This window comes from Alteromonas sp. NFXS44 (assembly GCF_040148705.1).
Classification (GTDB): Bacteria; Pseudomonadota; Gammaproteobacteria; order Enterobacterales; family Alteromonadaceae; genus Alteromonas.
In genome coordinates this window covers 675,519-696,185 of sequence record NZ_JAGDEA010000011.1, presented here as the reverse complement: position 1 = coordinate 696,185, position 20,667 = coordinate 675,519, and the positions used below count along the sequence as shown (strand labels likewise).

Genomic DNA, 20,667 nt, shown 5'->3' with positions numbered 1-20,667 from the left:
AGAATGCAAATGCAAGTGTTATGCATGGGAGAAGCCTTAATCGACATGCTGTCTGACAAGGGACAGCCCGGAATTACAGACGCAACGGAAAGCTTCAGAAAATTTGCCGGAGGCGCACCTGCGAATGTGGCTGTTGCAGTTGCCAAACTGGGTGGCGAAAGCTATCTGTTCGGTAAGCTGGGGAAAGATCAGTTTGGTCATTATCTGCACCGTACACTGGAAGCCCTTGAGGTGAATACTGCTTTCACTACGTATTCTGAAAAAGGAAAAACCGCTCTGGCTTTTGTCGGCCTGGATGCTGACGGTGAAAGATCTTTCGATTTTTATATCGACAATGCGGCCCATACTGATATCTCAGAAGCGGACCTGGTGCCTGCATTATTTGAGAAACCCCGCATTGTCAGTTTCTGCTCGGGCTCAGTGAGCACGCCGGATTTACGTAAAGTCACCTTGTCTGCTATCGACGGATTCAAAGCGGCAGGCAGCATTCTGTGTCTGGATATTAATTTACGTCCGGCATTCTGGGCAGAGCCTTCCCTGGCACCGTATTTTATTGATGAAACGGCTAAACAGGTGGATGTGATAAAGGCCAGTAAAGAGGAACTCATTGAGCTGTATGGCGAGTCGAATATCGACGGGCAGATTCAGAACTGGATGGACAGCGGTGTGTCGCTGGTATTGGTTACGGATGGCGCAAATCCGGTGGCTTTTTACAGTCACGACACCAACGGTATTTATCCTACGCCACCTGTCAGTGCAGTAGATACCACGGCAGCTGGTGATGCCTTTGTGGGCGGGTTCTTATTCACGTTAGCAGAAGTAGTGCAGGATAAAGCGTCTTTTGTGGCCTGGGCAGGCAACTTTGAAAGCATTATGTCTTCTCTGCGTTTTGCTACCCGCTGCGGCGCCCATGCGGTATCAAAGTACGGTGCGTTTGATGCGTTGCCCTCGCGCAGTGATATCGAACTTAAATAATCCGGCTTTACTGAAAAGAGCCGCAACAATCTGCGGCTCAAAAACAGTCTGCTTATTTCGCCTCTAATGATGCGATGTAATGGGTAACGAGGTCACGGACAAACTGCTGACAGTCCTTAGCCGTTGAAGGATCGTAGTGTCCGCCGTTAGTCAGGTTGTTTGATAACACCCGCACTCCCAGAAACGGTACATCATACGCGTGAGCAATCTGTGCCGCTGCGGCGGTTTCCATTTCCTCTGTACTGGTACCGAAGTGTTCATGGAGCCAGGCAATCCGGTCTAACTCGTTATTCCAGAAATTTGCGCTGGCGATAGTGCCTTCCGTTACTTTTCCCCGTTTGTATTGACCGCTTACTGCATGGGCGGATTCCAGCAGTTTACTGTCACCCATATAATAGCGGATCCTCTCTGATTTCTTTGCCGACTCCCCCTCACCGGCACTGCCTGAAGAGGCCAGTAAGTCCATAGGCTTCCAGCTTAATGGCGCAGAGCCTTCACCCTTTTCCCTGAATGGGGTTTTAAAATTTCCTGCGTTCAGTGCACGTTTTCCGAGCACAATATCACCGACCAGCAAAGCCGGATCGTGACCGCCTGAAGTGCCCTGATTAATAATGGCTACAGGATGATACCGGGTGATGCCCACCGCAGTGGCTGCAGCGGTATTCTCAAGGCCTTTGCCGGTTTGCGCGACCACAACAGGGTAATTATTCAGCAAACCTTTATAGAAGGTGGCGGTGCCTGATTTCTCTATGGTGACGCCGGTGAGAAGACTGGCAAAATATTCAGCTTCAATGGGCATAGGCCCCTGAATCATTACCGGTGCTCGATAAGGTGTGGTGATTTCTATATTCGCGGCGCTGAATTCGCCGGCGCAAATCATCCGGCTGAACAAACAAAAGATTAAAAAAAGAAAAGCAGTTTTCATGGGTAGCTGGTTTCCGGTTCGAAAGTCATAAACGCTATGTTACAGCAAATTGCGTCAGCAAGTTCAGGTCCGGAAGTATGGCTACATTAGATGAATAAGGGGCAGTCTGATGGCTGCCCCGTTATCGCTGTTATGCTTGACTCATTCCGGTGCGGCCTGTTTCATTCTGGCACGGGTCTGGGCGGCAATACGCACATGGGCATTGGCTTCGCCATAGTTGCCATACTGATGACGCTGGACAATTTCAAAGAATAATCCGTTAACGTCAATGGTGTAGCAATGCAGGAAGTAACCTGTGGGACTTTCGTCATACAGCAAATTGTACTGACGCATCTTTTGTGACAGTTCCGGTGTTAAGTCGAAACGCGCCTCAAGATCATCATAGTAGTTTTCCGGAATATCAAGAATGTACTTCTGGTCCACATGTTCTATGTAACTGAGAATATCATCACAATGAATAGCGATGTGCTGTACGCCGGAGCCGCCGTGTCTGCGGCGGAATTGTTCTGTTGAAGAGTTACCGCTGCGCGACATATTAAAGGGCAGGCGGATCTTCTTATTCTGGCTGGTCGCTGTGCGGCTGACAATCAGGCCGTAGGGGTCAATAAGATCCTGCGGTTGATCCACATTCAAACCAAACAGCACGCGGTAAAACAGCGACGTAGATAAAAATTCTGACTCAGAAATACCACTGGTGATATGGTCAACCCGCATAGGGGCCTGGCAGGCCGGGGCGCTGGTTTCCAGCGGGATAAAGTCTACATCATAGAAACGGCGGTGTTTGTCGGGGGATTCCACAAAATACACCAGCTCGCCATTCATACCCCGGATGCCCGGGATCTGCATTTCCTGCGGGCGTGCTTCGGTTTCAAAACGGGAGTATTTAAAGTAGCTGGCCCGTGAAACCATATTCTGCGCATTGTCTGTGCGGTATCCCACGGCGCACACAGAAGTGCCGTGAACCAGAAAGTGGTTCTGAGCAAAACTGTCCGGCTCCTGATTCAGGATGAAGTTCACATTCTGGCAGCGGAACAGGGCAACATCCTTGCTTTTATGCTGGTGGGTTTGCTGAAAACCCAGCGCGCTGATCAACTCTAAAAAGGTGTCCCGCGCACTGCCGGCAGTGGCAAATTCAATGAACTCCACATCAGTCACTGAAGCCTGAGGCGGTGCAATGGCTTTTTCGGCTATCTCCGGCGCTACGATATCCGGTGCCCGTCCGGCCATTTCATTTTCCAGCCAGAGTAAAGAACGTTTGCCGTCGAGCGCTGTGTCCTGAGTGGGAGTTGAGCGGAATTCATCGTTAAAAATTTCATGAGAAACATAGCCGTCGTAGCCGGTCTTCGCCACTTCCTGCATAAACTCCACCACCGGAAACTGGCCTTGTCCCGGGAAGCAACGGAAGTGCCGGCTCCACTGCAGTACATCCAGTTTGAGCCAGGGCGCATCGGCAATTTGCACAAGCGTGATTTTATCGCCGGGGATCTCTGCGATAGCAGACAGGTCACGACCCCGCGCGAAAATATGAAAACTGTCGAGAATAATGCCCAGGTTAGGATGATCAGCTTGTTTCACAATATCCCAGGCCGCGGTGAAATCGGCGGTGTAACGGCCCCAGGCCAGCGCTTCGTAGCCTAATCTGATGCCACGGGAAGCGGCACTGTCGGCCAGACGGTTAAACTGTTCTGCGGCCAGTGCAGGGTTATCAACACAGGCCGGCGACACGTTTGAGCAAATCAGCAAAGTGTCGGTGTTCAACTCTGCCATGGTATCGAATTTTCTTTCCGCCCGGTCGTAGTTTTTCTTCATGCTCTGACGGGGCATGCACTCAAAATCCCTGAAAGGCTGCAGCGCAATAATATCGATATTGTTGTCTTCTGCTATTCGCCGGACAACGGCCGGAGAGGCATCGTACAGCAGTAAATCGTTTTCAAAAATTTCAATGCCGCGGAATCCGGCAGCGGCAGCAGCTTCAATTTTCTGTTTCAGGTTACCTGACAGGCATACTGAGGCGATAGAGTGTTTCATAAATAATCCGGCACTTCATAGACAGAGACAATTTTTCAGTATTCATGTTAAAAATGGTTTTCGCGCTTGTAAAAGATCTGCTTGTCCGTATCGTATAACTTCATGTTAATCTGTGTCGCTTAAGTAACCTGTAAGGAGTGACGAAGTGAATTTGAATTTTCGTCAGTTAGAAGTATTCAGAGCTGTGATGATAGCCAAGACAATCAGCGGCGCTGCGGAAATACTGAATGTGTCTCAACCCGGTATCAGCCGGTTGCTTAAGTACATGGAATACAAGATGGGCATAGCCCTGTTCGAGCGAAGTAAAGGGCGTTTGATCCCCACACCGGAAGGGCTGGAACTGTTTCGTGAAGTCGAACCGATTTACCAGCGTATTGAAGGGCTGGAGGATACCATAGGACGTATTATCCGCGGCGATAATCTGCAATTTCACATAGGCTGCACGCCCAGCCTGTCTAATGTGGTCGCCCCCTGGCTGTTTGCTGAAATTAAAAAAGTCATGCCGGATGTCATGCTTAAACTGGAGACCCTGCCCAACGAGGCCATGGCTGAATATGTAAGTCAGCGGCGCATTGACTTTGCTATCGCTCTCGGGGAAGTCAGTCATCCGCTGGTTCAGGCCGACCCTTCCACCCATCTGCGTCTGCAGGTGGTGTTGCCGGAGGACCACCCGCTGGCATCCCGCGAACAGCTTACTTTTGAGGATATTGCCGGCCATCCCATCGTCAATTATTTCCCTGAAACCCTGTTGGGTCAGGCAATCCGCGATGGTTTTGACGAAATTGGCAAAGAGCCACAGACCGCGGTAATGGTGCGCTATGCGGACGATGCCTGTGCCATGGCTGAGCAGCGTCTGGGATTAACCGTTGCGCTGGAATATACCGCTATACCCGGGCGTTATCCCGGCCTGGTATCTGTGCCCCTCGGCGATGTCAGGCAATCCATATACTTTGTTCGCCATAACGAAGTGTCTATGTCTAATCACTTACGTAATTGTTTTGAGACGGCGCAGAGCAAGCTCGCGGAGATCCACACCGGCCTGTTAACTTAAAGTTATAGTGTACCGACGTCAGAGTAATTGTAACTCTGAGCTGAATACTTAGGATAACAACACGGTTTAACGAAATATTAATCAAAAATAAACATTTGGGAATCGGTCCTTATGTCTGTAGTTACGAATGATTATGAGCAAAGTGTGACGCATCTTCGCGGCGTGCTCGAAAATAACAAAATGGCGCCTCTTCAAATTCTTGTTGTCATGATTTGTTTTACCCTGAATATGATTGATGGCATGGATGTGGTGTTAATGTCTTACACCGCGCCGGTGCTGGCACAGGAGTGGAGCATTGAGCCCGCTGTACTTGGTGCCGTGTTCAGTGCCGCCCTTATTGGTATGACCCTCGGATGTTTATTCATTGCCCCTTATGCTGATGTAATTGGCCGGCGCAAGATGATTCTGTTTGCCGTGACCACTATTGGTGCCGGCATGTTGTTTTCCGGCTGGTCACAGTCTTTGCCCCAGCTGGTGGCAGCCAGAGTAGTGACCGGGCTTGGAGTAGGCGCGATACTGGCAAGTATGGCTACTATGACCAGTGAATTTGCCACCCGTGAACGGCGGAATCTTTGTGTATCCTTTCTGCAGGCGGGCTATCCCATTGGTGCGGTGGCAACAGGATTCGCCTCAGCCTGGTTGATCCCTGAATTTGGCTGGCGGGTAATGTTTGAAATTTCGGGTGTTGTCACTTTGCTGATGGTGCCCGTGGTGTATTTCTTCATGCCTGAGTCGCCGGAGTTCCTGCTCAAGCGTCAGCCGGGTAATGCGCTTGATAACATCAACCGTATTCTGGTGAAACTCAAGGCGGCTCCCCTTGCCACTTTGCCGGCTGCACCGGCAGACAGTGCACGCACATCGGTGAAAAAGCTGTTTACTGACGGGCGGGCCAGACCCACGTTATTGCTCTGGGGCGGCGTATTCTTCGGTTTCTTCACACTGTATTTCATTATCAGCTGGATCCCTAAAATTGCCGTGGATGCCGGTTTGCCGCTGGAACAGGGTATTTTTGCCGGTGCCGCTTATAATCTGGGATCCTTCACCGGTAGTATTTTGCTTGGCTGGATTTCCGTGCGATTCGGCTTACAGAAAATGATTTTTACATTCTTCGTGCTGGCTGCTGTCACCCTGATGGTATTCGGCAATGTCTCTATGGGCGTATCAATGATTCTGCTCACCGCGTATATCCTCGGGGTGACTCTGAATGGCGGCTTCAACGGCTTCTGGCCAACGTCGGCCAGACTCTATCCCACTGAGATCCGCGCCACCGGTGTGGGCTGGGCCGTCGGAGCAGGGCGTGCCGGTGCGGTAATCGGGCCCTTTGCCGGTGGTTACTTATTGCAATCCGGTGCCGGACTTTCTACCACCTTTATTGTGTTCACTATTCCTGTTGTGCTGGCCGGGTTGCTGACACTGCTGATCAAAGACAGCGATTTCGCAAACTAATCTCGTCTATTTTTTGCGCCGGAACGATCCGTTCCGGCATTTCGCATTGCAGGAGAAAACCATGAAAATATTGCTACTGAACGGTCCTAACCTGAATATGTTAGGCATGCGGGAGCCGGAAAAATATGGCAATGCTTCATTGCAGGATATTGTATCGGAGCTGACCGTTTACGCAGAAGAGAAAGGCGTGGCACTGTCACATTTTCAGTCGAATTGTGAAGGCAAGCTGATAGATACTATTCACGCTGCCAGACAACAATATCAGCGTATTATTATAAACCCCGGGGCGTTAGGGCATACCAGTATTGCGCTGCGGGATGCGTTGCTGAGCTGCGAAGTGCCCTTCACCGAAGTGCACCTCACTAATATCCACGCCAGAGAACCTTTCCGTCACCACACTTATTTATCTGATGTGGCTACCGGAGTGATTGCCGGTTTCGGGGCTGCGGGTTACCGCCTTGCGCTGGATGCTGCGTTAGCGTCAGCATGAGTGATGCCGGTCGCGTACCGGCTTAAATCAGGCTGACAGGGAGTCACGCACCACAACACGTTCCCACAGGTGCTCACATTCTTCTACGAACTTCAGATGCACAGGATGGGTTTGATACGCGTCCTGATCTTCCACAGAGTTGAACATCATCAATTCAGACACGTGAAAACTATTGTCGATAACATCCCGCTTCAGGGTAGAGGCCGGTACACCTACGTGCAGCGCCTGAACCTGAGGAATTGCCTGAAGAGATTTCAAACCTTTAATCAGTTTCGCTTTATCTTCCGCTGAGTCAGGATTTGCCAGCCAGAAATACACCATGTGCAATACGGGCGCATCCAGCGAGCAGTCTGATGATGCAGCCTGCGCAGAAGCGGGCAGGGCCGCGGCGGCAGCCAGTGCGCCGGCGGTGGTCATAAATTGTCTGCGGGTAGAGTCCGTCATTGTTAATCCTTGTAAATTTTCAGGCAAAGTGTCATTGAGTGTAAAGGCGGCAATCATGCCATGCAATCATGTTATGAACACACAGCAGTCAGAAGGCAGGTTTACCGGGACAGACGGAAGATGCTCGCTTGAAGAGGGAGATGAGCGCTTCATAAAAAAAGCCGGCGCAGAGGCCGGCTTGAAAGGGACTGACAGGGGTAATCTAATCCAGCCAGCTTAACGCTTCGTCAATGAGGGCCGGCGTGGCGGCTACGCTGGCATCGAAGAACAGGTTGTACGCATCAATCCCCTGAAAAATCCATAAATCGAAACCGGATACACACTGTAAGCCTGCGCTTTCACACGCTTTGATGAAGTCTGTCTTCAATGGCACATACACGGCATCAAAGGCCCATTCAGGACAGGACAGGGCGGTTAAATCAAACGGTGTACCGGGCCTACCGTACATGCCCAGCGCCGTGCAGTTCACCAGACCATCTACCTTGTTTTGTAACACCTTAACTTCATCCGGCGTTACCGCACTGGCGGAATGTCCGTGCTTAACCAGCAAATCAGACATGGCCTGCGCGGCTGCGGTATTAATATCACTGATATAAAGATGGTCTGCTCCAAGTTCTGCCAGCGCAAACATAATGGCTCTACCCACCCCGCCTGCACCGCAAACCAGTACTTTGCCCGGAGATTTTTCGCCACGGCGGTACAGATAGCCTTGCTTAAATCCGCTGTAGTCGGTGTTGGCCCCCAGGATGCCATCTTCTGTGAACCGCAGGGTGTTGTAAGAACCAATTTTTTCATGACCCTCTGCCAGCGGGCTTTTCACCAGCGGATACACTGACTGCTTATAAGGGTGGGTCACATTTATGCCGTGGTAGCCTTCAGTGATCAGACGTTTTACGCAGTCCTCAGGATTAAAGTCCGGCAGTATTTCGCCGTCAATTAAACCGTAATCAATACTGAGACCATGTTGCAGCGCCAGATACGCCTGCAATTTTCCCATTTTTGAGCGACTGATGTGCGCGCCCATTAATGCCAACTTCGATGTCATTGTTTCACCAATCCTGTAACGCTGGTTACAAATTGAACTTGTTATGATTTTGTTATTAAATTACGTTTTGCGGGCTTCTGTAAATTATCTAAAGTTGTGATGACTATAACAATGGGTTAATTACCCGGGAGCGGCTTATCCGTGGCCTGTTAGCCATAAGTCTAATTTTGATAATGTTGTAGTGTTGTTTAGTTTTGATTTATAAGCATTTATTTCCTCATTCTGACCTTCCTGTTTTTCTTTGTCACAGTCTTTGAACAGCTATTTTACTGATCTCAACGTTTTGAATTAACTGAAAGTTCTTTACATAGTTAACAAAATGTTATGCCTTGGTTATCTATTGGTAATTTTAAATTTGTAACAGCACCTGAATAATTACTTCGTCGTCGTCAACAGGTCGTTGCACACGCATTACTGTTAACACTCAATCTCTTAACAGGAGAGAGACCCGTGAAAAAAACAAATAACACAAAACAGCCTGTCACCCGGTTTAACCGCAAATTTCTGGCATCAGCCGTGTTGCTGGCCATGTGCCCCGCTGTAGCTACTGCACAGGACAATGAGGCAGAACAATCTGCCGATGTAGAACAAATTGTTGTAACCGGCTCCCGTATTGCACGCCGGGATGAAAGTGCGCCAAGCCCGATTATGACGGTGGGTGAGCAATTTATTGAAGATACCGGTCAGGTGAATGTTGAAGCCACCATGAATGAAATGCCCCAGTTCACTCGCGATTCGTCAGGTGGCCAGGGTACCGGTGGCCGAGCGCTGCTGGACTTACGTGGTCTGGGCGCAACCCGCAACCTTATTCTGCTGGATGGCCGCCGTTTGCCTATTTCAAGCTCGTCCGGTGTGGTCGATACCAATGTATTACCGACCTCTGTGGTGCGCGATGTGGAAGTGATTACCGGTGGTGCTTCTGCGGTGTACGGTTCTGATGCGGTTTCAGGTGTTGTGAATTTTGTCACGCAACGGGGTGTTGAAGGCGTGAACGTGGATGTGCAGTACGGCAACTCCATGGAAAATGACTATGCCAGTTACAATGCCTCGGTAACTGCCGGTGCAGTCACAGAGAAGAGCAGCCTGTTTATCTCTGTCAGCTCTGCCCGTCAGGATGCACTGTACGGCAAAGACCGCTTTGACTTCTTCCAGTTGGGGATCCCTTCTTCATATATCGGCACAGGTACCTTTGTCCCTTCTGCCACTAATCTGCCTGACCAGGCCGTGGTGGATGCCATGTTTGCCGGATACGGTTATGGTTCTGTGCCTAATAACAATAACCTGGGTTTCAATGATGACGGTTCGCTGTTCAGTCAGACCGGCGCAGTGAATTATATGGGCAGCGATGAGAGCGACTACCGCATTGTTAATGGCAACGTGCGTATGCCGGTACAGATTCAGGGCATGTTGCGTCCGCAAACCGACCGTAAAAACCTGTTCGCCCGCTTCGATTACGAATTTTCTCCTGCCGTTACCGGTTATGCACAGGCGTTGTTTACTGACCATACGGCAGTCACTAACTCAGGTGGCACACTGACCCAGTTCGGTACGCCAACGATTCCGGTCACCAACCCGTTTATTCCTGACGATTTATCCACGTTACTGGCATCCCGTGCCGATCCGACAGCACCCTTTTCTTACAATGCCCGTTACGTGATGACACCGGCAAAAAGCTGGGATGAAAACTACGTGACCCAGCAATACATTGTGGGCCTTGAAGGGGATACCGGATTCCGCGACTGGACTTTTGATGCCTGGGTGTCCTGGGACAATTCCAGACACAACCAGGTTCAGCACAATGCGGTTTTCCTTTCCCGCGTGCAAACCCTGTTTAATGCGGCTGACGGTGGCGACAGCATTTGCGCCGGTGGCTACAATCCGTTTGGCCTGGCGAATGTCATGAGCATGTCAGAAGCCTGTCAGTCGTACATCAGTGGCGATACCCACAGCACGGAAGAATTGCAGCGTACCGCCTTTGATGTGGTGGTGCAGGGCAGCTTATTTGAACTGCCGGCAGGCGATGTGATGTTCTCGGCATCGGCGAACTACCGTAATGATGAGTATTACTTCAGTCCTGACAAGGCGCTGGCCGAGCAGGATGTGCAGGCAGTGATTGCAGCACAGGCTTCTGCCGGTTCTTCAGATGTGACTGAACTGGCCGCTGAATTCATTATTCCGGTAACCGATTCGTTTGAAATTGGTACCGCATACCGTATGTCGGATTATGAGTACTCCGGTACCGTTAATGCTTATAAATTGGATGGTTTGTGGCATGCCACGGATGAAATCATGGTACGTGGCGGTTATCAGCGTGCTATCCGTGCGCCAAATATCAGTGAACTGTTCAGTGCTGCAACGGGGAGTCAGGTAACATTTGGTAACCCGCCTTCCGGTGGTGAGCCCTGTGATGTGCGCACCGCAGCCCGCGCTGCTGATTCGACGGGGGCGTTGAGAAGTTTATGTATAGCCATGGGTGTGCCGGTGGAAACCGTAGACAACTATCTGTTCCCTACTACAGCAACGGCTACACTGAGCTCGGGCAACATTGAACTGCAACCGGAAACTGCAGATACCTATACGCTCGGTGCGGTATGGAATACTGAGCTTGGTTCGGATCAGACCCTAGTGTTGTCAGCTGATTATTACTCTATTGAAATTGAAGATGTGATTTCGGCAGTCCCCGGGTTAACGGCTATCAATAAATGTCACAACCTGGATGGCTCTAACCCCACGTATTCGACAGATAACCCGTTCTGTCAGTTGTTGTCGCGGGACCAGGACGGTTATCTTGAACTGGTGCGCACGCCGTACTTAAACCTGGGTCAGTTGTCTACTGACGGTATGGATTTCCAGGTGAACTACAAACTGTCAACCGGAGCCGGTGACTTCTCTGTGCACTCGGTCATCACTTACGTGAATTCCTACGAAGTGGTAACACTGCCCGGAGATGAAGGGGTTGATGAAGCCGGCACTATAGGCTTTTTAGCTACGCCGCGTCCGAAACTGCGGGCACAAACCAGTTTTGGATACGAAAGAGATGCTATGAGCCTGACCCTGCGCTGGCGTTTCACCGACAGCATGGACGACCGCAGCACGCTGACGAATACGTCAAGCACGGTACCGGGTGTACCAAGCTACAACAAGTTTGATCTGGTAGGGCGCTATCGTCTGACTGAAAGTATCAATCTGCGGGGCGGTATCAGCAACCTGTTCGATAAGGAACCGCTGGTGGTGGCCGGAACGCCTGGTATCACTGATAACGAAAGCTACGACATCGTTGGCCGTTCCTATTTCGTCGGTGCCACCATGTCCTTCTGACCTGAAAAAGGCAGCGTTTAAAAAGCGCTGCCTTTTTACTTTTTCCAGAATGTTGATTTATGCGGGAGGTTGGGATTGTTGTTCCCGCAGATGTGCCACTACCGGCAGAAGCTGTGTCTTCTCCGGTAGTGTTTTTATAACAAGGAGAACGAAATGAACGTATCAGTTATGCGAAATTTGGCGGTGATTTTTGCAATTTGCTCAGTGATTCCGGCACAGGCCGCAGAGATGACAACACAATTAGATACATCAGGCACTATTATCATCCACAACGCTTCTGTTCCGTTGCCCGATGCCTTAAGTGAAGGTGGTCAGGCGGTGCTGAAGCGCAGCGGCGCGACCGAAGGGCCGGGTGCGCCCATGCCGCTGCCCGAAGACATCACCGATATCAAAGAAATCCGTAAAGTCTACAACGACAATCTGCAACCTTATGTGGATCATATGAAGTCAGTGTTTCCTGTGGATATTGAGGAAACCACCATTAACGGGATTTCGGCCGCCATTATTACACCAAAAGGTGGCGTGCCTGAGAAGAATGCAAACCGGCTAATTCTTAACGGACCGGGCGGCGGCTTTCGCACCGGCGTACGAGCCAACGGTTTGTTGATCAGCATTCCTGTTGCGGCACAAATGAAAGTGAAGGTGATATCCATTCTTTACCGTCAGGGCCCTGAGCACCGTTTTCCTGCTGCCAGTGAAGACTTACTGAAAGTCTGGGATGTGGTGTCAAAAGAGGTGCCGCCTGAAAATATTGGTATGGTGGGATGTTCTGCCGGTGGCATGCTGGTATCACAAACTACGGCCATGTTAATTGACGCCGGACGGCCTGTTCCCGGTGCGCTGGGCGTTTACTGTGCCGGACTTGGTATGACGCCGTCAGGCGATTCGGTGTTTACCGGTAAGCTGAGCATTACCAATATCGAAGCAGATATGAAGCCAGTTACTGCACCTGCACCACGGGGCGGAATGTCTTACTTTGACGGTGTGGATACCACACAATTCATTGCCGCCCCGCTGAACGACGCAACTAAGCTGGCTCAATTTCCGCCGGTTCTGTTTTTTACCGGTACCCGGGACTTTCTGATGAGCGGCGCGGCGTACAGTCACCGTAAGCTACTGGCCGCCGGTGTGGAAAGCGACTTACTCATTTATGATGGCCTGTATCACGGCTTTATGACTAATCCGGATTTTCCTGAATCTCAGGAAGGGTATGGCATTGCTGCAGACTTCTTTGATAAGCATCTGGGGCAGTAGGGTATGATTTCAATTTTACCCTTAATACAAATCACCAGCCGCGCGCGCTCCCGGGTGGGGCGGCTGGCGCTGGCCGCTGTCATGGTAAGCGGTGCAGCATTGGCAGAAGTGCCCGTGGTACACAAAGCCACAGACATCATTACAACCCAAAGCGGAAAATTACAGGGGAAAGTACTGCCATCAGGCGTAAAGGCCTGGTTTGGTGTGCCTTACGCGCAGGCTCCGCTCAGAGCACTGCGCTGGAAAGCACCGCAGCCGGTCAACTGGCAGGGATTGTTTCATGCTGACCGCATGGCCCCCCAGTGCACTCAGCCGTTGCGTAACAGCAACATTAATCACTACTTCAGCCACGAAGCCACCAGTGAAGATTGCTTGTACATGAACATCTGGGCACCCGAAGCGGCGAAGGCCGGTGACGGTTTGCCTGTGGTGGTATGGATCCACGGCGGAGGCTTCACCATCGGTTCGCCTTCCATGGCCATTTATGGCGGCGAACCGCTGGCAGAAAAAGGCGTGATCACCATCAGTATTGCCTATCGCTTGGGGATCTTAGGATTTATGGCGCATCCTGAATTAACCGCACAGTCGCCTGAGGGGGCGTCGGGAAACTACGGTTTGATGGATCAGCTTGCCGCACTTACATGGATAAAACAGAACATTCGTCAGTTCGGCGGCGATCCGGAAAACGTGACTATTGCCGGTCAGTCTGCCGGGTCAGCGTCTGTGTCGTATTTACAGGTCAGCCCCCTTGGCAAAGGTTTGATTAGTAAAGTGGTGGGCATGAGCGGTTCGGCGTTTATGTTTCCCATGACGTCCCGCCAGGACGCTGAGCAAACCGGTGTGGCTATTCAGTCGCATTTCAAGGCAGAAAATATCAGTGCGCTGCGGCACATCGCTGCCGATCAGATTTTAAAAGCACAGCGGGATTGTCAGCTGAGATGTTCCGGTAGCTTTAAGGCCGGTCCGGTTGTCGACGGTTACGTGTTGCCTGCACAACCTGCTGAGTTATTTGCAGATAAAGCAGGCAGCGATATACCGGTTATGATTGGGTTTACCCGCGACGAAGGTTTTAGTCCGCTGGGCGGGGTGAAATCGAAAGCTGAATTGGCCGCGCTGGTGGAGCAACTGTACCCGGGCAAGGCGAATGAATTGCTTAGCCGCTTTACAATTAACACGGATGCAGAGGCAATCCGGGCCGGTAAAGATATGGCCAGAGACAGCACGCTGGGGCTGAGTATGTGGCGTTGGTCACAGGCACAAACAGAACATCTGACATCGCCGGTGTTCCCCTATGTGTTCGCCAGAGTGCATCCGTATACCACAGGCATCACCTTTGCTGATCACGACCCGAAGACGGCCGGTGTGTATCACACTGCTGATGTGCCTTACTGGCTGGGTACGCTGGATGCCCTGAATATTTATCGTGAAACCCGCACTTATACGGCTTTCGACCGTGCGCTCAGTGACGCCATGCAGCAGGCTATTGTGACATTTGCGCAGACTGGTAAACCCGCCTTGCCGGATGGCAAAAGCTGGGCACCTTTCAGCCCGGATTCGCCGGAGGTGGTGATGTGGGGTAGTGGAGACAGTATTTCCCAACCCGTGCCCTGGCCGAATGCTGAAGACATGACGTTCTATGCAGACAACCCGGTATTGATGACGCCGCCGGCGCCGTCAAAAGAAGGGCCGAGAGCGAGGGATTAATTGAAATTGAAAAACAGCGGCAAGTGCCGCTGTTTCTTTTCGTTATTGATGCAAATGAGTTCAGAGTGAGGCCAGAAAAGCGCTTATCTCATCGTCAAAACTGTCCGGACCGTGATTGCTGTCGAAGTTATCCAGCGGCAATGAAAGCACCGGGATCCCTGCTTTGCGAAGTGCACGCAGTACAAAAGGATCGGCATCAGAAAGTGCCACAGCGCCGTTGATGTGATGAGTGCGGGCTTCTTTCACGTGCCATGCACCAGCCCAGGTGGGCATTCTCAGTTCATCCCCCATGGTAACAAACCGGGCGGCCAGTGCTTCCAGCGCATCATCTTCACCTGAGAACTCGCGGATATATCCGTCAGCGGCCAGCGCAAGATACATGCTCCATACGAACACGGCACCATGACTTTCCTGCCATCGCTGATAGAACTGCATATTGCTCCACAAGCCTCTGCCCACCCACATAAGGCGTAATTTTTCATTGCCGCAAACAGATTCTCCCTGTTCCACCTTTGCTTTCACTTCTTCGTAAAACGCTTTAGCGGCATCACGGGCCCATTCAGTGCCCCGGTGCCATTGAGGGACCATGGTTGCGGGCATTGTATCAACCACACTCACCGGCACAGGACAGGTACTGGCAAGCAGATCACGGGTCTTGCGGTAGTATTCTTCCTGCTCATTGACCAGCGACATGATGCGGGTAAACGCCGGCATATCGAAGGTCTCACCGGTATGCGCTTCCAAAGCCGTGATGGCATCTTTCAGCTCAGACGTCAGCAACGCGACCCTTTCCGGTTCCAGTTCTGTTTTCCAGTCACCGGGGAGCTTATTCCACCAATCCTCGTATAAATCAATCCGGCATTCTACCGTGCGTTCAAACATGAACAGGTTGGCGCCCGTCTCCCGTGCCCAGTGGTCGAAAATTCTGGGGGTAGCGTCGCTGCCAAGCACGGTTTGCAGGAACTGTGGCTCCGGCAAGCCTCCCCAGGGAGCCTGCTCCGTATCTTTGTCGAAGTACGCGGCAATACCCTGCGCACTGTACGCTTCCACATTACCGGGATACTTATTCGCTTTCAGTAACGATGCGTACCGTTTCGATTGCTGCTTGGCTGCGACGATGGACGCCCACCACTGATTCACCACAAACGGCAGACCCATGGCTCTGAGCATTTCCTGAGGAGAATTCGCATTCACCACGCCAAACTGCGCGCCCTCTTCAGCGCTTGATCTGACAGACTGAAACCATTCCCGCTGGTACGTGCCAAAGTCAGCCACTGATGCCAGTGCTTTCTTACTGCGCTCCGGTTTGGGGCGGGGCTTTCGGGGAGAAGACATTGCTTTTGCCGCAGCCTCCCCGGCTGACACTGCCCGGCTTTGATGTTTACCGGCAAATAATACAAGAGTGCCGGGGAAGGGGCTGCCAGTCTCCCAGATACCGGTATCAATACCGTGTTGTGATAAGTAACCGCTGATAAATCCGGCATCCCATTTAGATGCTTCATCACCTTTCGCTGTGAGATAAATCACACCACTGGCTTTCACCGCAGAAATCTGGCCGGCAATAAATTGCGCCCGGGTGAGGGCTGGGATCAGGTAGTCCGGGCAGGCTCGTGCGGGGTCTGCAATCACATTTTGCCAGTCATCTGACACCACTGGCCGGGCGACGCGTTTATCGCCCCAATCCTGCCAGTCTCCGACAATATGAATGCCGGCCGCTTCAAGTTCGCGGTAGCCCCGGTCATTAAGTTGGGGTAAACCGGCGATAATGATGCGCTCTTTAGTTTTATCCACCAGTTCTGCTGCACGGTCTAATTCAATATCTGCCAGTAATGACGCTGCCCGTTCACACCACTCGTGCGGTGTATAAACCATGGTGGCTGCCACACAGTGGTGGAACTGGCGTCCACTGATCCGGGGGGTAAAATCGTTGCGCTTTTTTAACAGCTCAGCGAGCATCGTTCGCTGCTGCTCCTGAATCTCAATATCAAATGTCAGCTTTTCTGCGGAAGCTTTGTTACCTGAAATTGCCGACATATCTGCAAGCCAGGTGTGTAGCTGTGCAGCCCGCGTGAGGTTATATTTCGCAGAGCTTTCGCGCATCTGATGAAGATGATCATAAAAATGGATGTGTCTTGCCGGTAGTTCTTCATCTTTAAATAGCTGGCGCAAGGTGGCAAACAGTTGCGGTGTCTCATAATCGCAGTGGGTGAGCAGCAGAGGCAGGGCATCTTTGTCATCAAATATTTGCTGCAGTAACGACCGGCCACTTTGCGACATGTTCGCCGTGCCCACCAGTGCATCGGCATCGGGGGTTGGCAAATTATCATCTGCAACTAATCGTACCGGAGATAAGCCCGCAGCGCGGATCAGTTCATAGGGGGCATCACTACCCAGCACACGTATAACTTTCTTGCCTTCGCTGACATAGCGCTTGGCAACATCACTGGCGTATGCCGGAGTGATGGCAAACGGGAAGCCCTGCAAATTAGCCATTAAATCACTCCTGTTTCCATCAGAGACTGCATTTGCTCCTGCGAATAGCCCAGCATTTCAGACAGTACTTTTTCATTGTGCTCACCAATATGCACCGGCAACACGTCATCAAAACCTGTGCTGGCACCGGAGAACAGAATAGGAATACCGGCGGTGTGGAAATTATCAACTGTGCCATATTTGGGGTGGGCAACCGGATTGGTCTCGTTACGCGAAGCAACACGAGGATCATTCATGGCTTCTTCCGGATGGCGTACCGGTGCAACAGGCACGCCCTGCGCCTCAAGCCTGCTGACCACTTCACTTACCGGCAATTGTGATGTCCATGCGGTAATAAGTGCTTCCAGGGTATTGGCATTGGCCACTCTGGCATCACGGTTACAGTAACGGGGATCTTCACCCAGCTTTTCATTTTCCATGGCACGGAACAGTCCGCGGGCCAGCTTTTCATGCACGGCCACCAGCGCTATATAGCCATCCTCACATTCAAATACACCAAATGGCGACAGTCGCTGAACGGTAAGGCCGGTGCGGGCCTGCATGCCCGCCGCTTCCATGGCTGCCCAGTTTTCGATGGCAACAAATGAAGTAAGGGCACCCAGCATAGAAACATCAATGTGCTGACCTTCACCGGTTTTATGCCGTTGCTCAAGGGCTGACAAAATACCGATCACCGAGAACACCGGGGCCAGCATGTCGGCAATGGGAATACCAATGCGTACCGGCGGTTCGTTCACTGCGCCACTGGCGTACATAGCACCACTTAAGGCCTGAATAATGATATCCATGGCCTTGCCACCCTCTTTGGTGGTGGCGCCAAACCCGCTCAGCGAGCAGTAAATCACTCCGGGATTTACTGCTTTAGAGGCTTCGTAGCCAACGCCAAGCCGGTCTGCCGTGCCGGAGGTGAAGTTTTCGACCACGATATCGGCGGTTTTCACCAAATCCAGAAATACATCCTGTGCACCGGGTTTCTTTAAATCCAGCGAAATGCCGTATTTACCCCGTGCACGGGTAAGGTGAGATACCGATACATCGTCATCGTGATGCTTTTCAATGACAACGCCGTTTTTCCCCACATAGGGGCTATTCTCACGGGCCAGGTCGCCATGTTTAGGATCTTCAATTTTGATCACTTCTGCGCCAAGTCCGGCAAGCAGTAGCGTAGCGTACGGACCTGCCAGAGCGCGGGTTAAATCAATTACGCGTAAGCCTTCCAGAGGACGCGCTTTCAGTGCTGTGCTGGTTGTCATAGTTGTTCCTTTATAATCTGGTCGGTGTCGCTTTTGCTGTAGCCCAGCGACATCAAAATCTGTTGCGTATCTGAACCGGCAGTGCGGCCGGGAAAGCCCGGCTTTGCCGGCGTGTCAGACAGCTTTACCGGCGCACCTACGTGAATAACCGGCGTACCGTCGGGTGCTGACTGGTTGATAATCATTTCCCTTGCGAGATTGTGTTCATTTTCAAGTGCTTCAGGGATGGTTAGTACCGGCGAAAACTGGGTGCCGGCCTGTTCGAAAATGCGGCACCACTGCGCCTGAGTCCTGGTGGCCATCACGCTGGCAATTTCGGCTTTCATGTCTGGCCACCGTGCTTTATTCATCTGCTCATCTGCCAGAGCAGGTAAGCCGATGGAGTCGCAGAACTGTTTCCAGTAGCGGGGTTCCATGTCGGTCGTGACAAGCCACTTATCATCTGCCGTCCGCCAGATGCCGCTGTCTGTCCGGTGCATACCTTTGGCGGGCAGGGTGCTCAGATCCGGCGCACGGGAGAGCACATTGATGATGAGCGCTAAAGACGCGTCACTCATGGCAATGTCTACCTGCTGGCCTTTTCCGGTAGTCTGCCTTGCCAGCAATGCTGCCAGTACGCCAATGACCGCGTTTGAACCGCTGAGCAGATCTGCCACAGGTACGCCTGGAAAATCCGGTGCTGTAGCGTTCCCGCCCATTCTTGAAAGCGCACCGGCTGTGGCAAGAGCGATGGGATCATGCCCGGGCTTATTTGCGTACGGCCCGGTTTGTCCGCATAAGGTGACAGAGCAGTAAATGAGTTTGGGGTTAATGGCTTTTAGCGCATCGTAGCCATAGCCCATGGACTCCATGACACCCGGACGGTAGTCCTCGACCAGCACGTCCGCTTGTTTAATCAATTTGAAGATGGCTTCTTTCGCTGAAGCGGTTCCTGGATTCAGCAGAACAGACTGCTTGCCACGGGTGAGGATGTCTTTAGCCCTTAACTGTGCATTTTCATCGTCAGTTAATTTATCCCAGCCAAATACCTTCTTTTGCTTTGCCACTTCGCGGGGATTCTCGATCCGGATGACTTCTGCGCCAAGATCGGCCAGCATCCAGGTGCAATACGGGCCGGGCAGGAACTTACTGAAGTCCACCACGCGAATGTCGTTCAATGGTGTGGTCATATCCGGCCTCCTAGAAAAGTCTGCCGGTCTTCGTCCAGTTCGGGAGCCCGCCTTGATGGTGGCGTTGTGCTTTCCGACGAAGCCCATAGGGGCCCGGGGTATTTCACGTCGTCAATATCCACCCAGAGTTCGCGGGCGGCATGCTGACTGCTGGTTAAGCAGTCATCGGGCGTATCGATTTGCGAAAGTCCCAGCCCATTTTCAGCAGACCAGGCGGCCAGCGTGGCTTTGTCATGCAGCATGAAAAAACCGGCGATGTGGCTTTCCCAGCTTTCCAGTTGCGATTGTGGCATATCGGCAACCAGAATGTCTTCCCAGCGGATTTCAGCAAGCTCGCCGGCTTGCTCGCCCATGACGCGGACAAAGCTTTTCATCATTGCCGGATTATCTACCAGTGCCCAGGTAACGAAGCCGTCCTTGCACGCCCATACCTGCCTGACACCGGATTTACCCCGAACCAGAAGGTTGCCGGTACGGTTACCGGTTTTTCCGGTCCACGCCCAGGTGAGTGGTTCACGGTAGTTGGCCAACACGGCTGACTGGAAAGCTGACACTTCGACTAACTGACCTTTGCCGGTCAGAGCCCGTTCATGCAACGCTGTCAGTGCGCCGGTTACCGCCTGAATCGCGCCCATTGCATATGCTTGCTCGCCGGGCAATGTCAGGGGCGGGCGGTCCGGATCGCCGATAATGGTCATCAGGCCGCTACGGGCCATCAGCGTGAAATCTGAAACCGGCTCTGAGAGGGTTTCGCTGCCGGGCATAAAGCCACTGATAACCACATCAATGATATTCGGCTTGAGATCCTGTAAATACCGGTGGGGAATGCCTGTGGTACGGATAACAATGTCAGCCTCTGCCATCAGTGCAGAAAAGGCAGATGTGTAAGGCGGGGCAACAACCGAGTGTTTACCGTGATTCCATGCGGTGAAAGCCTCCGGATTTTCTCTGAGCGGATCGCCGGACTCAGGTTCCGCCTTAATCACCGTAGCACCCAGTTCCGCCAGCATGCGGCCACTGAAAGCACCAAGGTGAGAAGTTAGATCAATGACTTTGACATGAGATAGCATGA

General features: G+C 51.9%; 15 protein-coding genes. 7 read left to right on the top strand and 8 right to left on the bottom strand.

What is annotated here, in order from left to right:
• Window positions 1-9 precede the first annotated feature (9 nt).
• Entirely contained in the window at window positions 10-975 is a 966-nt protein-coding gene (locus J3369_RS16780; RefSeq protein ID WP_349588990.1) for a carbohydrate kinase family protein, read from the top strand.
• Between the two features lie 52 nt (window positions 976-1,027).
• Here J3369_RS16780 and J3369_RS16775 read toward each other — a convergent pair whose 3' ends face one another.
• Together J3369_RS16775 and J3369_RS16770 are read right to left on the bottom strand one after the other, a co-directional pair.
• Window positions 1,028-1,900, bottom strand: a complete 873-nt coding sequence (locus J3369_RS16775; RefSeq protein WP_349588988.1) for a 5'-methylthioadenosine/S-adenosylhomocysteine nucleosidase — start codon at window positions 1,898-1,900, stop codon at window positions 1,028-1,030.
• A 141-nt stretch (window positions 1,901-2,041) separates the two neighbouring features.
• Window positions 2,042-3,928 (bottom strand): bifunctional sugar phosphate isomerase/epimerase/4-hydroxyphenylpyruvate dioxygenase family protein, encoded by a 1,887-nt coding sequence (locus tag J3369_RS16770; RefSeq protein ID WP_349588986.1) that lies wholly within the window; start codon window positions 3,926-3,928, stop codon window positions 2,042-2,044.
• 145 nt (window positions 3,929-4,073) lie between these two features.
• Between J3369_RS16770 and J3369_RS16765 the strand changes: the two genes are divergently transcribed.
• The 3 genes from J3369_RS16765 (at window position 4,074) to aroQ (ending at window position 6,915) form a co-directional block, all read left to right on the top strand.
• Window positions 4,074-4,979, top strand: coding sequence for a LysR family transcriptional regulator (locus J3369_RS16765; protein ID WP_349588984.1), 906 nt, complete (start codon window positions 4,074-4,076; stop codon window positions 4,977-4,979).
• Window positions 4,980-5,090: 111 nt separating this feature from the next.
• A complete protein-coding gene (locus tag J3369_RS16760) occupies window positions 5,091-6,425 on the top strand; it encodes an MFS transporter (protein WP_349588982.1) in 1,335 nt (444 codons plus the stop codon).
• 61 nt (window positions 6,426-6,486) lie between these two features.
• Complete coding sequence (aroQ, locus tag J3369_RS16755; RefSeq protein ID WP_349588980.1) at window positions 6,487-6,915, top strand: type II 3-dehydroquinate dehydratase; 429 nt, start codon at window positions 6,487-6,489, stop codon at window positions 6,913-6,915.
• Between the two features lie 27 nt (window positions 6,916-6,942).
• Here the strand turns inward: aroQ and J3369_RS16750 are convergent, their stop codons facing one another.
• Together J3369_RS16750 and J3369_RS16745 are read right to left on the bottom strand one after the other, a co-directional pair.
• Window positions 6,943-7,359: a Dabb family protein gene (locus J3369_RS16750; protein ID WP_119503470.1), complete on the bottom strand. Its 417-nt coding sequence runs from the start codon at window positions 7,357-7,359 to the stop codon at window positions 6,943-6,945.
• Between the two features lie 202 nt (window positions 7,360-7,561).
• Window positions 7,562-8,404, bottom strand: a complete 843-nt coding sequence (locus J3369_RS16745) for a shikimate dehydrogenase family protein (RefSeq protein WP_349588978.1) — start codon at window positions 8,402-8,404, stop codon at window positions 7,562-7,564.
• Window positions 8,405-8,854: 450 nt separating this feature from the next.
• Here J3369_RS16745 and J3369_RS16740 point away from each other — a divergent pair, with 450 nt between their 5' ends.
• The 3 genes from J3369_RS16740 to J3369_RS16730 all read left to right on the top strand — a co-directional run bounded on the left by J3369_RS16740 (window position 8,855) and on the right by J3369_RS16730 (window position 14,680).
• Window positions 8,855-11,722, top strand: a complete 2,868-nt coding sequence (locus J3369_RS16740) for a TonB-dependent receptor plug domain-containing protein (protein ID WP_349588976.1) — start codon at window positions 8,855-8,857, stop codon at window positions 11,720-11,722.
• A gap of 153 nt (window positions 11,723-11,875) precedes the next feature.
• A complete protein-coding gene (locus J3369_RS16735; protein WP_349588974.1) occupies window positions 11,876-12,976 on the top strand; it encodes an alpha/beta hydrolase fold domain-containing protein in 1,101 nt (366 codons plus the stop codon).
• A 3-nt stretch (window positions 12,977-12,979) separates the two neighbouring features.
• A complete protein-coding gene (locus J3369_RS16730; protein WP_349588972.1) occupies window positions 12,980-14,680 on the top strand; it encodes a carboxylesterase/lipase family protein in 1,701 nt (566 codons plus the stop codon).
• 60 nt (window positions 14,681-14,740) lie between these two features.
• Here the strand turns inward: J3369_RS16730 and J3369_RS16725 are convergent, their stop codons facing one another.
• From J3369_RS16725 to J3369_RS16710, 4 genes are read right to left on the bottom strand one after another with little or no spacing between them, the layout of a single operon-like run.
• Entirely contained in the window at window positions 14,741-17,173 is a 2,433-nt protein-coding gene (locus J3369_RS16725; protein WP_349588970.1) for a 2-hydroxyacyl-CoA dehydratase, read from the bottom strand.
• The gene (locus J3369_RS16720; protein WP_119502430.1) at window positions 17,173-18,426 is read right to left on the bottom strand and encodes a CaiB/BaiF CoA transferase family protein; all 1,254 of its coding nucleotides are present in this window, start codon (window positions 18,424-18,426) and stop codon (window positions 17,173-17,175) included. The genes J3369_RS16725 and J3369_RS16720 overlap by 1 nt, the downstream gene beginning before the upstream one ends.
• The gene (locus J3369_RS16715; protein ID WP_349588967.1) at window positions 18,423-19,595 is read right to left on the bottom strand and encodes a CaiB/BaiF CoA transferase family protein; all 1,173 of its coding nucleotides are present in this window, start codon (window positions 19,593-19,595) and stop codon (window positions 18,423-18,425) included. Before J3369_RS16715 ends, J3369_RS16720 begins: the two co-directional genes overlap by 4 nt.
• The gene (locus J3369_RS16710; RefSeq protein ID WP_349588966.1) at window positions 19,592-20,665 is read right to left on the bottom strand and encodes a CoA transferase; all 1,074 of its coding nucleotides are present in this window, start codon (window positions 20,663-20,665) and stop codon (window positions 19,592-19,594) included. The genes J3369_RS16715 and J3369_RS16710 overlap by 4 nt, the downstream gene beginning before the upstream one ends.
• Window positions 20,666-20,667 lie beyond the last annotated feature (2 nt).

Coding starts and splice junctions, on each gene's coding strand:
- J3369_RS16780 (WP_349588990.1), top strand. CDS start 10: ATGCAAGTGTTATGCATGGGAGAAGCCTTAATCGACATGCTGTCTGAC.
- J3369_RS16775 (WP_349588988.1), bottom strand. CDS start 1,900: ATGAAAACTGCTTTTCTTTTTTTAATCTTTTGTTTGTTCAGCCGGATG.
- J3369_RS16770 (WP_349588986.1), bottom strand. CDS start 3,928: ATGAAACACTCTATCGCCTCAGTATGCCTGTCAGGTAACCTGAAACAG.
- J3369_RS16760 (WP_349588982.1), top strand. CDS start 5,091: ATGTCTGTAGTTACGAATGATTATGAGCAAAGTGTGACGCATCTTCGC.
- aroQ (WP_349588980.1), top strand. CDS start 6,487: ATGAAAATATTGCTACTGAACGGTCCTAACCTGAATATGTTAGGCATG.
- J3369_RS16750 (WP_119503470.1), bottom strand. CDS start 7,359: ATGACGGACTCTACCCGCAGACAATTTATGACCACCGCCGGCGCACTG.
- J3369_RS16745 (WP_349588978.1), bottom strand. CDS start 8,404: ATGACATCGAAGTTGGCATTAATGGGCGCGCACATCAGTCGCTCAAAA.
- J3369_RS16735 (WP_349588974.1), top strand. CDS start 11,876: ATGAACGTATCAGTTATGCGAAATTTGGCGGTGATTTTTGCAATTTGC.
- J3369_RS16730 (WP_349588972.1), top strand. CDS start 12,980: ATGATTTCAATTTTACCCTTAATACAAATCACCAGCCGCGCGCGCTCC.
- J3369_RS16725 (WP_349588970.1), bottom strand. CDS start 17,173: ATGGCTAATTTGCAGGGCTTCCCGTTTGCCATCACTCCGGCATACGCC.
- J3369_RS16720 (WP_119502430.1), bottom strand. CDS start 18,426: ATGACAACCAGCACAGCACTGAAAGCGCGTCCTCTGGAAGGCTTACGC.
- J3369_RS16715 (WP_349588967.1), bottom strand. CDS start 19,595: ATGACCACACCATTGAACGACATTCGCGTGGTGGACTTCAGTAAGTTC.
- J3369_RS16710 (WP_349588966.1), bottom strand. CDS start 20,665: ATGCTATCTCATGTCAAAGTCATTGATCTAACTTCTCACCTTGGTGCT.